The following is a 13839-nucleotide window of genomic DNA, read 5'->3' on the forward strand; positions in this document are numbered from 1 at the left end:
TTGAGCAAAACGATTTTTGAGCACCGCCTTGTGATCTAGAATCACAAGCATGGCCCGAAACCTTCCTCCTTTTCCGGCGCTGCGCGCCTTCGAAGCCGCCGCGCGGCATGAGAGCTTCACCGCCGCCGCGAACGAATTGCATGTGACGCACGGTGCAATCAGCCGGCAGGTCGCCGCTTTCGAAACGTGGCTCGGCGTGCAGGTGTTCGAGCGTCGCGGCAAGCGCGTGCGCCTGACCGATGACGGGCGCCGCTACCTGTCCACCGTTCAGGCTGCGTTCGACAGCATCGCGCTCGCCACGGATCAACTGCGTGACACCGGTGTCGTCCGTGTGCTGCGCGTGAATGCGTTGCCCACTTTCGCGATGAAGTGGCTGCTACCGCGCCTGCATCAGTTCCAGCGCAAGGTGCCGAATGTGGAGCTGAGATTGGCGACCTCGAACGCGCCGGTCGAGACGCTGGATGGCTTCGACGTCGCGGTGCGGCGCGGTCCCGCGCATTGGGCCAACTGCGCGAGCGGCCATTTTCTCGGCGAGACCGAGATTCCCGTGTGCAGTCCCGTGTTATTGCAACGTTCGCCGATCAAGGTCGCCGACGATCTCGCGCGGCACGTGCTGCTGCATTCCGATACGCGTCCGGATGCCTGGCGCAACTGGTTATCGGCGGCTGGGGTGACGGCGAAATGCCGGAAGAAGCAGTCGTTCGATCACTTCTATCTGGCCTTGCAGGCCGCGGTGGACGGGCTCGGCGTGGCGCTCGGTCCGTTGCCCTTGCTGGCGGATGAACTGGCATCGGGACGGCTCGTGGTGCCGCTGGCGGGTCCGCGTATCGATGCACGCGGCTACTGGTGGGTGGCGAGACGCGAGGTCGCGGATGCACCGTTAGTGGCGCAGTTCTGCGAATGGCTGCAAGCGCAAGGCGATCAAATCGATAAAACGGAAACGGGCAGCCTCGAGGCCGCCCGTTAGCGTGCGCGTGTTCATGCACTGCGTTGCCTTGCGTTCACCTCGCGCAAGAGCGCGAAGCGGCAGCCTCACAGATAGAACATCCGGTCTTCGTCCGACTTGGTTGGCTGCGGCTCGGTTTCTTCGCGGTCTTCATAGAACTTCAGCACCGCTTCGAGCACCTGGTCCGGATCGTCGATGACCTGCATGAGGTCCATGTCGGTCGGATTGATCAGGCCCATTGGCGTGAGCGAGTTCTTGAACCACGCAAGCAGGCCTTCCCAGAACTCGGCGCCCACCAGAATGATCGGCACATGCCGCGACTTCTTGGTCTGGATCAGCGTGAGCACTTCGGCGAGTTCGTCCAGCGTGCCGAAGCCGCCGGGCATCACGATCACCGCGTCCGAGTTCTTCACGAACGTGACCTTGCGCGTGAAGAAATGGCGGAAGCGCAACGAGATGTCTTGCCACTGATTGCCCGATTGCTCGTGCGGCAATTCGATGTTCAGGCCGACCGAAGGCGCCTTGCCCGCATGGGCACCCTTGTTGGCCGCCTCCATGATGCCCGGGCCGCCGCCCGAGATCACGGCGAAGCCGGCGTCCGAGAGCTTGCGCGCGATTTGCGTGGCAAGTTTGTAGTAGGGCGAGTTCGGCTTCAGGCGCGCTGAACCATAGATGCTGACAGCCGGACGAATCTCCGAGAGGTACTCGGTCGCCTCGATAAACTCTGCCATAATCGTGAACATCTGCCACGATGCGCGGGCCTTTTTGGCCGTTGCGCGCTCTTGATCTGCGAGTGATCGCAGACTCGGAATCACTTTTCTCTTAGTCATAATGCCTGAAGAACGAAGCCTTGAAGGTAAGACCCTGCTATTGGTCGACGGTTCGAGTTATCTGTACCGGGCCTACCATGCGATGCCGGATCTGCGCAGCCCCGACGGTGGTCCGACGGGTGCGCTTTACGGGATGATCAACATGCTGCGGCGCATGCGCAAGGAAGTCACAGCAGAGTATAGCGCGTGCGTGTTCGACGCCAAGGGCAAAACGTTTCGCGACGACTGGTATCCCGACTATAAGGCGAATCGGCCGTCGATGCCGGACGACCTCTCGCGCCAGATCGAGCCGATTCATGTGGCCGTGCGCGCGCTCGGCTGGCCCTTGCTGATGATCGAAGGCGTCGAGGCCGACGACGTAATCGGCACCCTCAGCACCGAAGCGGAAAAGCGTGGCATGAATGTGATCGTGTCGACGGGTGACAAGGATCTGGCGCAGCTTGTGTCGGATCATGTCACCCTCATCAATACGATGACTAACGAAACGCTCGACCGCGCCGGCGTGCTCGCCAAGTTCGGCGTGCCGCCGGAGCGCATTATCGACTACCTGTCGTTGATCGGCGATACCGTCGACAACGTGCCCGGCGTCGAGAAATGCGGGCCGAAAACAGCGATCAAATGGCTGACGCAATTCGAGTCGCTGGATGGCATCGTCGCACATGCGGACGAAATTAAAGGTGCGGTAGGAGACAATCTGCGCAGAGCGCTCGATTTTCTGCCAATGGCGAGGAAACTCGTCACTGTCGAGCGCAACTGCGATATGACCGACCATATCGTGTCGATCGAGGAAAGTCTGCAAAGCCGGCCGGAATCGCGCGAGGAGTTGCGCGACGTGTTCACGCGCCACGGCTTCAAGACGTGGCTGCGCGAAGTGGAAATCGCGGACGCCGTGGAAGGTCCGGAAACGGATGTGGCGCCGGCTTTGTCGGTGGATCATGAGCGGCACTACGACACCGTGCAGACGTGGGAGCAATTCGACGCATGGCTCGAGAAGATCAACGCGGCCGAGCTGACCTCGTTCGATACGGAAACCACCTCGCTCGACCCCATGACCGCGCAGATCGTGGGCCTGTCGTTGTCGGTTGAAGCCGGCCGGGCGGCGTATGTGCCGCTCGCGCATCGCGGCCCGGACGCGCCCGTGCAATTGCCGCGCGACGAAGTCCTCGCGAAACTCAAGCCGTGGCTGGAAAGCGCCGAGCACAAGAAGGTCGGCCAGCATCTCAAGTACGACGAGCAGGTGCTGGCGAACTACGGCATTGAAATGCGCGGTGTCGAACACGACACGCTGCTGCAATCGTACGTGGTCGAATCGCATCGCACGCACGACATGGACAGCCTCGCGCTGCGCCATCTCGGCGTGAAGACGATCAAGTACGAAGAGGTCGCGGGCAAGGGCGCGGGGCAGATCGGCTTCGACGAAGTCGCGTTGGACAAGGCCGCCGAATACGCTGCGGAAGATGCTGATATCACTTTGCGGCTGCATCAGGCTCTGTATCCGCAAGTGACTGCGGAGAAGACGCTCGAGTACGTCTATCGCGGGATCGAACTGCCGACCTCGCGTGTCCTGCGCAAGATGGAGCGCACCGGCGTGCTGATCGACGCGGAGAAACTGCGTCAGCAAAGCAGCGAAATCGCCACGCGTCTGATCCAGTTGGAAAGCGAAGCGTATGTGCTGGCCGGCGGCGAATTCAATCTGGGCTCGCCGAAGCAGATCGGGCAGATCTTCTTCGAGAAGCTGGAACTGCCGGTGGTCAAGAAGACGCCGAGCGGCGCACCGTCCACTGACGAAGAAGTGCTGCAAAAGCTCGCCGAAGACTATCCGCTGCCGAAGATTCTGCTTGAACACCGTGGCTTGTCGAAGCTGAAGTCGACCTACACCGACAAGCTGCCGCGCATGGTCAACGCCACCACGGGCCGCGTGCATACGAACTATGCGCAGGCTGTGGCGGTCACGGGGCGCCTTGCATCGAACGACCCGAACCTGCAGAACATTCCCGTGCGCACCGGCGAAGGCCGCCGTATTCGCGAAGCGTTTATTGCACCGCCCGGACACAAGCTGGTCTCCGCGGATTATTCGCAGATCGAACTGCGCATCATGGCGCACATTTCCGGCGACGAATCGCTGCTGCGCTCATTCTCGCAGGGCGAAGACATTCACCGCGCCACCGCGGCGGAGATTTTCAGCGTGACGCCGCTCGAAGTGTCGAACGATCAACGCCGCGTGGCCAAGGTCATCAACTTTGGTCTGATCTACGGCATGAGTTCGTTTGGTCTTGCCGCGAACCTCGGCATCACGCGCGACGCAGCCAAGCTCTATATCGACCGCTATTTCGCGCGTTATCCGGGCGTGGCGCGTTATATGGATGAAACGCGAGTGAGCGCCAAGGCCAAGGGTTATGTCGAGACGGTGTTCGGCCGCCGCCTGTGGCTGCCGGAGATCAACGGCGGCAATGGTCCGCGCCGTCAGGCCGCCGAGCGCGCCGCGATCAACGCGCCGATGCAAGGCACAGCCGCCGATCTGATCAAGCTCTCGATGATCGCTGTGCAGGACTGGATCGAAGCCTCGAAGATCGGCACGCGCATGATCATGCAGGTGCACGATGAATTGATTCTCGAAGTACCGGACGCGGAATTGTCCGACGTGCGCAAGCGCTTGCCCGAGTTGATGTGCGGTGTCGCCGACCTGAAAGTGCCGCTGGTCGCCGAAGTGGGTGCCGGCCTGAACTGGGAAGAAGCGCATTGACGTGCGTGTGACGGGACGCGATATCGTCGTGCGCATGTCACACATGCGTATTGATGGCTTGTGACAACCCGTGCTGCTCGCGGACAATCGCTGAAAGACGGCGCTCATGTGAATCCTCATGGGCGCCGAACGACGCATAACCCATCGGCAAACACGGAGAGTTCAATGCATCGTTTTATCGTGGTTGGCGGAGGCGCGGGGGGATTGGAGCTGGCGACGCGTTTGGGCGATCGCTATGCACCCCACAAGAGCAAGGGCGGTGTGCGGGCGCAGGTCACGCTCGTCGACCGCAATCCGACTCATATCTGGAAGCCGCTCCTGCATGAAGTGGCGGCGGGCAGCATGGACCCGTTCACGCAGGAACTCGAATATGCCGCGCAAGCGCGCTGGCACGGCTTCGAATTTCAGCAGGGCGAACTGACGGGACTGGACCGCGCGAACAAGCGCCTCACGCTCGGCACCGTGCTCGACGACGACGGCGCCGAGTTGCTGCCCGAACGCCAGCTCGAATACGACACGCTGATCATCGCGATCGGCAGCACGACCGCCTTCTTCGGCGTCAAAGGCGCGCCTGAATTTTCCCTCGCACTCGATACAGTCAGCCAGGCCGAGCGTTTCCGCAAACGCCTGATCGCGGCATGCATGCGCGCCGAGCATCAAGTGCATGAACCGGTCGAATCGGGGCCGGGCACGTCGTCCACGGGCGAGCCGCGCATTCAGGTGGCGATTGTCGGCGGCGGCGCGACGGGTGTCGAACTGTCGGCGGAATTGCGTAACACCGCGCAGGTGTTGTCCGCATACGGCTTGCATAAGCTCGATCCGCGGCATGACGTCGGCATCGTGCTGATCGAAGCGGGGCCGCGCATTCTGCCGGCTTTGCAGGAACGGGTCTCGACCGCCACGGCCGAGCTGCTCACCAAGCTCGGCGTGAAGCTGATGATCGGCGAAACCGTGGCCGAAGTCGCGCCCGGTATGATCCGCACCGCGAGCGGCAAAACGGTGCGCGCCGATCTGACGGTGTGGGCGGCCGGCATCAAGGCGCCGGCGATTTTGAGCGAACTCGACGGCTTGCCGGTCAACCGGCTGGGCCAACTCATCGTGCGCCGCACGCTGCAAACTGAAACGGACGACAACGTCTTCGCGCTCGGCGATTGCGCCGCCTGTCCGTGGCCGGGCAACGAGCGCAACGTGCCGCCGCGCGCGCAGGCGGCTCACCAGCAGGCGAGCTTTTTGATGAAGGCGCTGGCGGCGCGGCTCGAAAACAAGCCACTGCCGGAGTTCACCTATCGCGACTTCGGGTCGTTGGTGTCGCTCGGACATTTCAGCGCGGTCGGTAATCTGATGGGCGGGGTGATCGGCGGCAATATGCTGATTGAAGGGCTCTTCGCGCGCTTCATGTATATGTCGCTGTACCGGCTGCATATCGCCGCGCTGCACGGCTATGCGCGGATGGTGCTCGATACCTTCGCGCACTGGTTGCGCCGCACCACGCTGCCGCGGGTCAAGCTGCACTGACGAGTGCCGATGCGCCCGGCCGGCCCGGGAACGTTGCATCTGCAACAGGATGCGTGTCAGGCGTATCCTGTTGCCTCCAACGTTCAACCGAGGAGTGCACGCATGCTGAAACCCGATATCGACAGCCTGGTCCCGCACGTCCCCTTCAACCGACGTACTTTCATTAAAGCCGCGCTCGGCACCGGCTTCGCCGCCGCCGTGCTGCCCGTCTCGGCGCAAACCATTCATACCGATACTGACGGCCTCGAAGCCGGCGAAATCGCGGTGCGCTCCGGCGACACGCTGGTGCCGGCCTATCGCGCGCAGCCGAAGGGCAAGACGCACTTGCCGGTGATCATCGTCGTGCACGAGATTTTTGGCGTGCACGAGCATATCGCCGACGTATGCCGGCGCTTCGCCAAGCTGGGCTATCTCGCGATCGCGCCGAATCTTTTTGAACGGCAGGGCGATCCGACCGTTCATGCAAGCATGCAGCAGATCAGCGCGTTAGTGGTCAGCAAGGTGCCGGACGACCAGGTGATGGGCGATCTCGATGCCACCGTCGCCTGGGCCGGAGAGCATGGCGGCGATCTGAACCGGCTTGGCGTGAACGGCTTTTGCTGGGGCGGGCGGATTGCGTGGCTGTACGCCGAACATAACCCGCGACTGAAGGCGGGTGTCGCCTGGTACGGACGGGTAACGGGCGAAAAGAACGCGATGATGCCGGCGAATCCGCTCGATCAGGTCGCGCAACTTCATGCGCCGGTGCTGGGGCTTTACGGATTGCAAGATCAGAGCATCCCGCAGGACACGCTCGAACAGATGAAGCAGGCCATCGCGCAAGGGCCGCAAGCGGGCCGTGGTTCGCAGTTCGTCGTGTATGACGATGCGGGCCACGCGTTTTTCGCGGATTATCGGCCGAGCTACAAGAAGGCCGATGCCGAGGATGGTTGGCGCCGTGTGCTGGTGTGGTTCAAGCAGCATGGGGTGGCTTGAGGCGGTCGCCGCTCCCTCGCTTGCTTTAAAAAAAGGCCGTTGCCGCTTTCGGGTGGCAACGGCCTTTTGCTAACGACGTGCTGTGGCGCGCTGGGACGCTCAAGGATTCGGGCCCGTCGCGATGGGCCGCTTCGGGTCGGAACTCCACTCGCTCCACGATCCCGCATACAACGCGGCGCCGTGCAGGCCGGCAACTTCCATCGCCAGGGCATTCACGCATGCCGTCACGCCCGAGCCGCATTGCAGCACCACGTGTTCCGGCGGCGTGTCGGCGAGCAGCGCGTGGAATTCCTCGCGCAACGTATGCGCCGGCTTGAAGCGGCCGTCGGCGGTGAGGTTGTTCTTGAAGAAGCGGTTGAGCGCGCCGGGAATGTGGCCGCCGACGCGATCCAGTGTCTCGTTCTCACCGCGATACCGGTCGTCTGCGCGGGCGTCGACCACCACGTGTTCCTTCGAGCCGAGATTGCGCTCGACCGTTTGCGCGTCGACCGTGACGGACAGCGGCGCGCCTGCCTTGAAGTCGCCGGTGTTCTGGGCCGGCGCGTCCTGCGTCAGCGGATGACCGCCGGCTTCCCATGCCTGCAGGCCGCCGTCGAGCAGCGCGACCGCGTCGTGACCGAGCCAGCGCAGCAGCCACCATGCACGGGCGGCGTACATGCCGCCTTGCGCGTCGTACGCGACGACCTGCTGGCCCTGCTTCAGGCCGCGCGACTCCAGCGTCTCCACCAGCCGCGCACGATCCGGCAGCGGATGGCGGCCGTTATGACCGTTCTTCGGCCCCGACAGATCGCGATCGAGATGCAGGTAATGCGCGCCCGGCAGATGCCCGGCCAGATAGGCTTTTTCGCCGGCTTCCGTGTCGGCCAGATCGAACCGGCAGTCGATGACGAACACGCTGCCCGGCGCGGCGGCAAGCCGTTCCGCGAGATTGGTCGCGGAAATCAGAGTGGTGTAGTGAGTGTGCGGCATGACGTCTCCTGTCGATCAGAGTTAGCGCTTTAGCGCTCGCTCGGGTCCCATGCAAAGCTCGATGCGGGCGATGGCGGCTCCGCTAGGCGGCTTGGCGCCGCCTACGGATGGCCAAGCTATCTTCTAAGTCTAAACAAAAAAAGACGGGTCGAAGCCCGTCTTTCCATGCATTGATCCTGCCGGAAGAATCTGGTGAATCTGGTTCGGCGCCACTCAGATCGTACCGAGTTCGCGCCGCAGGAATTCGTGGAAGTGCTGCATGCCATCTTCCATCGGGCTCTGATACGGGCCGACCTGCGATTCGCCGCGATTCATCAGCGCACGGCGGCCGGCGTCCATGCGTTCCGCGATCTCGTCGTCTTCGCGGGCCGTTTCCATGTAGGCGGCGCGTTCGGCTTCGACGAACTCACGCTCGAACAGCGCAATTTCCTCAGGGTAATAGAACTCCACCACGTTGGTGGTTTTCTGCGGACCGCGCGGAATCAGCCAAGACACCACCAGCACGTGCGGATACCACTCGATCATGATGCCCGGGTAGTACACCATCCAGATCGCGCCGAATTCAGGCGGATTGCCGCCGCGAAAGCGCAGCACTTCGTCGTGCCACTTGCGGTACGTGGGGCTGCCCGGCTGCTCCAGATCCTTGTGCACGCCAACCGTCTGCACGCTATACCATTCGCCGAACTCCCACGTCAGGTCGTCGCAATTGACGAAGCTGCCGAGGCCCGGATGGAAGGGCGCGACGTGATAGTCCTCCAGATAGACCTCGATAAAGGTCTTCCAGTTGTAGTTGCACTCGTGCACTTCGACGTGATCGAACATGAAGCCCGAAAAATCGAAGTGTTCCTTGGTGCCGAGGCGCGCCAGATCGCGCGCGACGTCGCGCCCCTGCGCTTCGAACAGCAGGCCTTGCCAGTTCTGCAGCGACGTGGCGCCGAGATTCAGGCAGGGGTTATCCGCAAAATGGGGCGCACCGAGGAGCTGGCCGTTCAGGTCGTACGTCCAGCGATGCAGGGGGCAGACGATGTTCTCCGTCTGGCCGCGGCCGTTGAGCATGATGGCTTGCCGGTGGCGGCACACGTTCGACAGCAGTTCGACTTGTGACTGCTGGTTACGGACGAGCACACGCCCTTCGCTCTCGCTCGGCAAAGCAAAATAATTCCCCGTTTCGGGCACCATGAGATCGTGGCCGATGTAACGAGGACCTTTCTTGAAAAGGGTTTCGATTTCGCGCGTTAGAAGCGCTTCGTCAAAGTAAGCCGTGACTGGCAGCTGGCTGTGGACAGACCGCAACTGCAATGCATTGCTCAGATTGGACATTCCCACTCCCGTGAAGACGTGAAAGCAGTGAACAACCCAACCATCGAAGATTCGATTTAGGGAGCCCGCAATTATACCTGTTTCCCCTTCTTTGGGGCCGTTAAGTGCCTGATTTGGGTCAAAAATCTCAGGAAAGTTCGGCTTTTTCGCCGCAGACCGATCGTTTTTTTTCTGCGAGACTGCTAGGACGGCGCGCAGCGGGAAGGCGGGCGTAGGGCGGCGGGCGGCTCGGAAATATCGCTTTTGCCGTAGAATGTCCGACTTGTTTTAATTTTGCGACTATTCATGGCGAAGACCGCGTCGAAAGATACTGCTGCCACGCCAGCCGAAGGCGTCGACACCACGCCGCTGCCCGAGAATTACGAGGCCGCCCAGGCGGAGCTGGAAGGGCTGGTTGCACGCATGGAAAGCGGCAATCTCAGCCTCGAGGAATCGCTCACCGCCTACCGGCGCGGCGCGGCTCTCGTGGCGTTTTGCCAGCAGCAGCTCGAGAAGGTCGAGCAGCAGGTGCGCGTGCTTGACGGCGAGACGCTCAAGCCGCTGCCCATGAATACCGCAGGCACAGCCGCTACTGAAAGCGGGGACGACCTATGACATTCGAACAATGGATGCGCTCGGTACTGGAGCGCGTCGAAACGGCACTGGAACATTACCTGCCGAGCGAGGCAACCGAGCCCGCCACGCTGCATGAAGCCATGCGCTACGCGGTGCTGGGCGGCGGCAAGCGGGTTCGCCCGCTGCTGTGCCACGCGGCCGGCGAGCTGACCGGCGCGCGCGCCGAGTGCCTCGACGCGGCGGCGGCAGCGCTGGAAATGATCCACGTGTACTCGCTCGTCCACGACGACATGCCGTGCATGGACGACGACGCGCTGCGTCGCGGCAAGCCCACGGTACACGTCAAATATGACGAAGCGACGGCATTGCTGGTCGGCGACGCGCTGCAATCGCAGGCGTTTGTCGCGTTGACGTCGGACGTTCTGGCCCCGGCGCAGCAGGCCGCGCTCGTGCGCGAACTGGCGCTGGCGAGCGGCTCGATCGGCATGTGCGGCGGGCAGGCCATCGATCTGGCGAGCGTCGGCCACACGCTGACGCGCACGCAACTCGAAACCATGCACCGCATGAAGACCGGCGCGTTGCTGCGCGCCGCGGTGCGCATGGGCGCACTGGCGGGCGAAACGCCGGATGCGGACGGCATGCGTGCGCTCGACGCGTATGCGGCCGCTGTCGGCCTCGCGTTTCAGGTCGTCGACGATATTCTCGACGTCACGACCGATTCCGCGACGCTCGGCAAAACGGCAGGTAAAGACGCGAAGGACGGCAAGCCGACCTACGTGTCGATTATTGGGCTCGACGCGTCGCGCGCGCTCGCAGCGCAGCTGCGCAGCGACGCTCACGCCGCGCTGGCGCCGTTTGGCGCACGCGCGCAGCGTCTTGCCGAATTGGCCGACCTGGTGGTGAACCGGGTTAGCTGAACGCGAAAGCCCGCCGCCGCGCGCCTCCGTTGCGAAGCGCATGTATGAAGTGCGGGCGCGTAAGTTTTCCTACAATGGAACGACGATGTACGACTTGCTGAAAACCATTGACGACCCGGCAGCCCTGCGCCGCCTCGATCGCCGCCAATTGCAACCGCTTGCCGACGAGTTGCGTGCCTTCGTGCTCGACAGCGTATCGCAGACGGGCGGCCATCTTTCGTCCAACCTCGGCACGGTCGAGTTGACCATTGCTCTGCACTATGTGTTCGACACGCCGCACGACCGGATCGTCTGGGATGTCGGCCATCAAACCTATCCGCACAAAATCCTGACGGGCCGCCGTGACCAGATGCACACGCTGCGTCAGCTGGGCGGCATCTCGGGTTTCCCGAAACGTGACGAGTCGGAGTACGACACGTTCGGCACGGCGCACTCCAGCACGTCGATTTCCGCCGCGCTCGGCATGGCGGTCGCAAGCAAGCTGCAGGGCGACAACCGCATGGGCATCGCCGTGATCGGCGACGGCGCGATGACGGCCGGCATGGCGTTCGAGGCGATGAACAACGCCGGCGTCGAAGACGACGTGCCGCTCCTGGTCATCCTGAACGACAACGACATGTCGATTTCGCCGCCGGTCGGCGCGCTGAATCGCCATCTGGCGCGCCTGATGTCGGGCCGCTTCTACGCCGCCGCGCGTGCCGGCGTCGAACGCGTGCTGCGCGTCGCGCCGCCCATGCTCGACCTCGCCCGCAAGCTCGAAGAGCACGCCAAGGGCATGATCGTGCCGGCCACGCTGTTCGAAGAGTTCGGCTTCAACTACATCGGCCCGATCGACGGCCACGATCTCGATTCGCTGATCCCGACGCTGCAGAACATCAAGGAACTGCGCGGTCCGCAATTCCTGCACGTGGTGACGAAGAAAGGCCAGGGCTACAAGCTGGCCGAAGCCGATCCGGTGCTGTACCACGGCCCGGGCAAGTTCAATCCGGCTGAAGGCATCAAGCCGGCCAGCACGCCGTCGAAGAAGACCTACACGCAGGTATTCGGCGAATGGCTGTGCGACGCAGCCGAGCTGGACGCACGTGTGGTCGGCATCACGCCGGCCATGCGTGAAGGCTCGGGCATGGTGGAGTTCGAGAAGCGCTTCCCGGACCGTTACTTCGACGTCGGCATCGCCGAGCAACATGCGGTGACGTTCGCCGGCGGTTTGGCCGCGGAAGGCATGAAGCCGGTGGTCGCGATCTACTCCACCTTCCTGCAACGTGCTTACGACCAACTGATTCACGACGTCGCGCTGCAGAACCTGCCGGTGGTGTTCGCCATCGACCGCGCGGGTCTGGTCGGCGCGGACGGCGCGACGCACGCGGGCGCTTACGACCTGGCGTTCCTGCGCTGCATCCCGAACATGACGGTGATGGCTGCGTCGGACGAAAACGAATGCCGCCAGATGCTGTACACGGCGTTGCAGCAACCGAACCCGACAGCGGTGCGCTATCCGCGCGGCGCCGGCACGGGCGTCGCCACTGTGAAGCAGATGGTGGCGCTGCCGCTCGGCAAGGGCGAAATTCGTCGTGAAACGTCGCAGCCGGCTGGCAAGCGCATTGCGATTCTGGCATTCGGCACGATGGTCGCGCCGTCGCTGGCAGCCGCCGAGCAACTGGATGCGACGGTCGCCAACATGCGCTTCGTGAAGCCGCTCGACGCCGATCTGGTCCGTCAACTGGCCGAAACGCACGACGCCATCGTCACGGTCGAAGAAGGCAGCGTAATGGGCGGCGCGGGTTCGGCCTGCGTCGAAGCCCTGCTTGAAAGTGGGGTTATGCGACCCGTACTACAATTGGGCCTTCCCGATCGGTTCATCGATCATGGGGACCCGGCCAAGCTGCTCGCCGCGTGTGGTCTCGACGCCGCGGGTATCACCAAGTCGATCCGCGAGCGCTTCCTGTCGAGCGGCGCGGTCGGCGGACAGTCGTCGGTGAAGCGCGTCGCGTAAAGCGTCGCCGCTCGCGGTGCGGCCGCCGTGCCATGGCGGCCATAAGCAATCTCCAACTTGAATCGGTGGGCCTTCGGGCCCTTCATCCAACGCCGGCAGGGGCCGGCGTTCGCCATTGCGCGCCTTGATCCGCGCGGCCGCGGGGAGCCGCCGAACCTGTCGCTTTGCGGCAGCCCTCGCGAGGGAATCCCCGAAGGGGACTTCCTTCGGGGCGAAGACTCAGGGCGGTCCGGCGTTTCCTGAAAGGACAAGAAATGAATCAGATGAATCCCGCCTTTGTGATGCCCGACGTGCAAAGCACGCCCGACACTCGTCAGATCCCGATTCAACGTGTCGGCGTAAAGGCCGTGCGCCATCCGCTGACGGTGCGCACCCAAGGAGGCGAGGTGCAGCCGACGGTCGGTACGTGGAACCTCGACGTACATCTGCCGGCTGAGCAGAAGGGCACGCACATGTCGCGTTTCGTCGCCTTGCTCGAAGAGAACAAGGCGCCGCTGGAGCCGGCCACGTTCCGCACCATGCTCGCCGCAATGCTCGAAAAGCTCGAAGCCGAGGCCGGCCGCATCGAGGTGTCGTTCCCGTACTTCGTGAACAAGACCGCGCCGGTGTCGGGCGTGCAGAGCCTGCTCGACTACGAAGTCACGCTGACGGGTGACACTCGCAACGGCGCGACGCGTCTGTTCCTGCAAGTGCTGGTGCCGGTGACGAGCCTGTGCCCGTGCTCGAAGAAGATCTCGCAGTACGGCGCGCATAACCAGCGCTCGCACGTCACGATCAACGCCGAACTGGCAGGCGATGTGGCCGTGGAAGAACTGATTCGTATCGCCGAAGAAGAAGCCTCGTGCGAACTGTGGGGCTTGCTCAAGCGCCCGGACGAGAAGTTCGTGACCGAGCGTGCTTATGAAAATCCGAAGTTCGTCGAAGACCTGGTGCGCGATGTCGCGCAACGTCTGAATGCGGATGAGCGGATCGTTGCCTACGTGCTGGAAGCCGAGAACTTCGAGTCGATTCACAATCACAGCGCGTACGCGGTGATCGAGCGGGATAAGCGCGTGGCTTGATACGCGCGTTTGCCG

General features: G+C 63.0%; 11 protein-coding genes. 8 read left to right on the plus strand and 3 right to left on the minus strand.

What is annotated here, in order from left to right; all coding sequences use genetic code 11:
- Positions 1–49 precede the first annotated feature (49 nt).
- A complete protein-coding gene (locus B0G74_RS42830) occupies positions 50–967 on the plus strand; it encodes a transcriptional regulator GcvA (protein ID WP_132383724.1) in 918 nt (305 codons plus the stop codon).
- A gap of 65 nt (positions 968–1032) precedes the next feature.
- On the opposite strand, the gene B0G74_RS42835 is transcribed toward B0G74_RS42830, so the two are convergent.
- On the minus strand, positions 1033–1776 hold the full coding sequence (locus B0G74_RS42835; RefSeq protein WP_106282655.1) for a TIGR00730 family Rossman fold protein: 744 nt from the start codon (positions 1774–1776) through the stop codon (positions 1033–1035).
- A gap of 1 nt (position 1777) precedes the next feature.
- On the opposite strand from B0G74_RS42835, the gene polA reads away from it, so the two are divergent.
- The 3 genes from polA to B0G74_RS42850 all read left to right on the plus strand — a co-directional run bounded on the left by polA (position 1778) and on the right by B0G74_RS42850 (position 7009).
- Positions 1778–4519, plus strand: a complete 2742-nt coding sequence (gene polA, locus B0G74_RS42840) for a DNA polymerase I (RefSeq protein ID WP_132383726.1) — start codon at positions 1778–1780, stop codon at positions 4517–4519.
- 165 nt (positions 4520–4684) lie between these two features.
- The gene (locus tag B0G74_RS42845; RefSeq protein WP_132383728.1) at positions 4685–6034 is read left to right on the plus strand and encodes an NAD(P)/FAD-dependent oxidoreductase; all 1350 of its coding nucleotides are present in this window, start codon (positions 4685–4687) and stop codon (positions 6032–6034) included.
- A gap of 102 nt (positions 6035–6136) precedes the next feature.
- Positions 6137–7009 (plus strand): dienelactone hydrolase family protein, encoded by an 873-nt coding sequence (locus B0G74_RS42850; protein WP_132383730.1) that lies wholly within the window; start codon positions 6137–6139, stop codon positions 7007–7009.
- Positions 7010–7108: 99 nt separating this feature from the next.
- Here B0G74_RS42850 and B0G74_RS42855 read toward each other — a convergent pair whose 3' ends face one another.
- Together B0G74_RS42855 and B0G74_RS42860 are read right to left on the minus strand one after the other, a co-directional pair.
- Entirely contained in the window at positions 7109–7978 is an 870-nt protein-coding gene (locus tag B0G74_RS42855; RefSeq protein WP_132383732.1) for a sulfurtransferase, read from the minus strand.
- A gap of 213 nt (positions 7979–8191) precedes the next feature.
- A complete protein-coding gene (locus tag B0G74_RS42860) occupies positions 8192–9298 on the minus strand; it encodes an aromatic ring-hydroxylating dioxygenase subunit alpha (RefSeq protein ID WP_132383734.1) in 1107 nt (368 codons plus the stop codon).
- Between the two features lie 285 nt (positions 9299–9583).
- Here B0G74_RS42860 and B0G74_RS42865 point away from each other — a divergent pair, with 285 nt between their 5' ends.
- From B0G74_RS42865 to folE2, 4 genes are all read left to right on the plus strand, one after another.
- Positions 9584–9892, plus strand: coding sequence for an exodeoxyribonuclease VII small subunit (locus tag B0G74_RS42865; RefSeq protein ID WP_007178839.1), 309 nt, complete (start codon positions 9584–9586; stop codon positions 9890–9892).
- Entirely contained in the window at positions 9889–10770 is an 882-nt protein-coding gene (locus B0G74_RS42870) for a farnesyl diphosphate synthase (protein WP_132383736.1), read from the plus strand. The genes B0G74_RS42865 and B0G74_RS42870 overlap by 4 nt, the downstream gene beginning before the upstream one ends.
- An 85-nt stretch (positions 10771–10855) precedes the next feature.
- Complete coding sequence (gene dxs, locus B0G74_RS42875) at positions 10856–12763, plus strand: 1-deoxy-D-xylulose-5-phosphate synthase (RefSeq protein WP_132383738.1); 1908 nt, start codon at positions 10856–10858, stop codon at positions 12761–12763.
- A gap of 254 nt (positions 12764–13017) precedes the next feature.
- Positions 13018–13824, plus strand: a complete 807-nt coding sequence (gene folE2, locus B0G74_RS42880) for a GTP cyclohydrolase FolE2 (protein ID WP_132383740.1) — start codon at positions 13018–13020, stop codon at positions 13822–13824.
- Positions 13825–13839 lie beyond the last annotated feature (15 nt).

Source organism: Paraburkholderia sp. BL9I2N2, from assembly GCF_004339745.1.
Taxonomy (GTDB): Bacteria; Pseudomonadota; Gammaproteobacteria; order Burkholderiales; family Burkholderiaceae; genus Paraburkholderia.

Excerpts from the sequence above, each read along its gene's own strand:
- B0G74_RS42830 (WP_132383724.1), top strand. The coding sequence starts at position 50 with ATGGCCCGAAACCTTCCTCCTTTTCCGGCGCTGCGCGCCTTCGAAGCC.
- B0G74_RS42835 (WP_106282655.1), bottom strand. The coding sequence starts at position 1,776 with ATGACTAAGAGAAAAGTGATTCCGAGTCTGCGATCACTCGCAGATCAA.
- polA (WP_132383726.1), top strand. The coding sequence starts at position 1,778 with ATGCCTGAAGAACGAAGCCTTGAAGGTAAGACCCTGCTATTGGTCGAC.
- B0G74_RS42845 (WP_132383728.1), top strand. The coding sequence starts at position 4,685 with ATGCATCGTTTTATCGTGGTTGGCGGAGGCGCGGGGGGATTGGAGCTG.
- B0G74_RS42850 (WP_132383730.1), top strand. The coding sequence starts at position 6,137 with ATGCTGAAACCCGATATCGACAGCCTGGTCCCGCACGTCCCCTTCAAC.
- B0G74_RS42855 (WP_132383732.1), bottom strand. The coding sequence starts at position 7,978 with ATGCCGCACACTCACTACACCACTCTGATTTCCGCGACCAATCTCGCG.
- B0G74_RS42860 (WP_132383734.1), bottom strand. The coding sequence starts at position 9,298 with ATGTCCAATCTGAGCAATGCATTGCAGTTGCGGTCTGTCCACAGCCAG.
- B0G74_RS42865 (WP_007178839.1), top strand. The coding sequence starts at position 9,584 with ATGGCGAAGACCGCGTCGAAAGATACTGCTGCCACGCCAGCCGAAGGC.
- B0G74_RS42870 (WP_132383736.1), top strand. The coding sequence starts at position 9,889 with ATGACATTCGAACAATGGATGCGCTCGGTACTGGAGCGCGTCGAAACG.
- dxs (WP_132383738.1), top strand. The coding sequence starts at position 10,856 with ATGTACGACTTGCTGAAAACCATTGACGACCCGGCAGCCCTGCGCCGC.
- folE2 (WP_132383740.1), top strand. The coding sequence starts at position 13,018 with ATGAATCAGATGAATCCCGCCTTTGTGATGCCCGACGTGCAAAGCACG.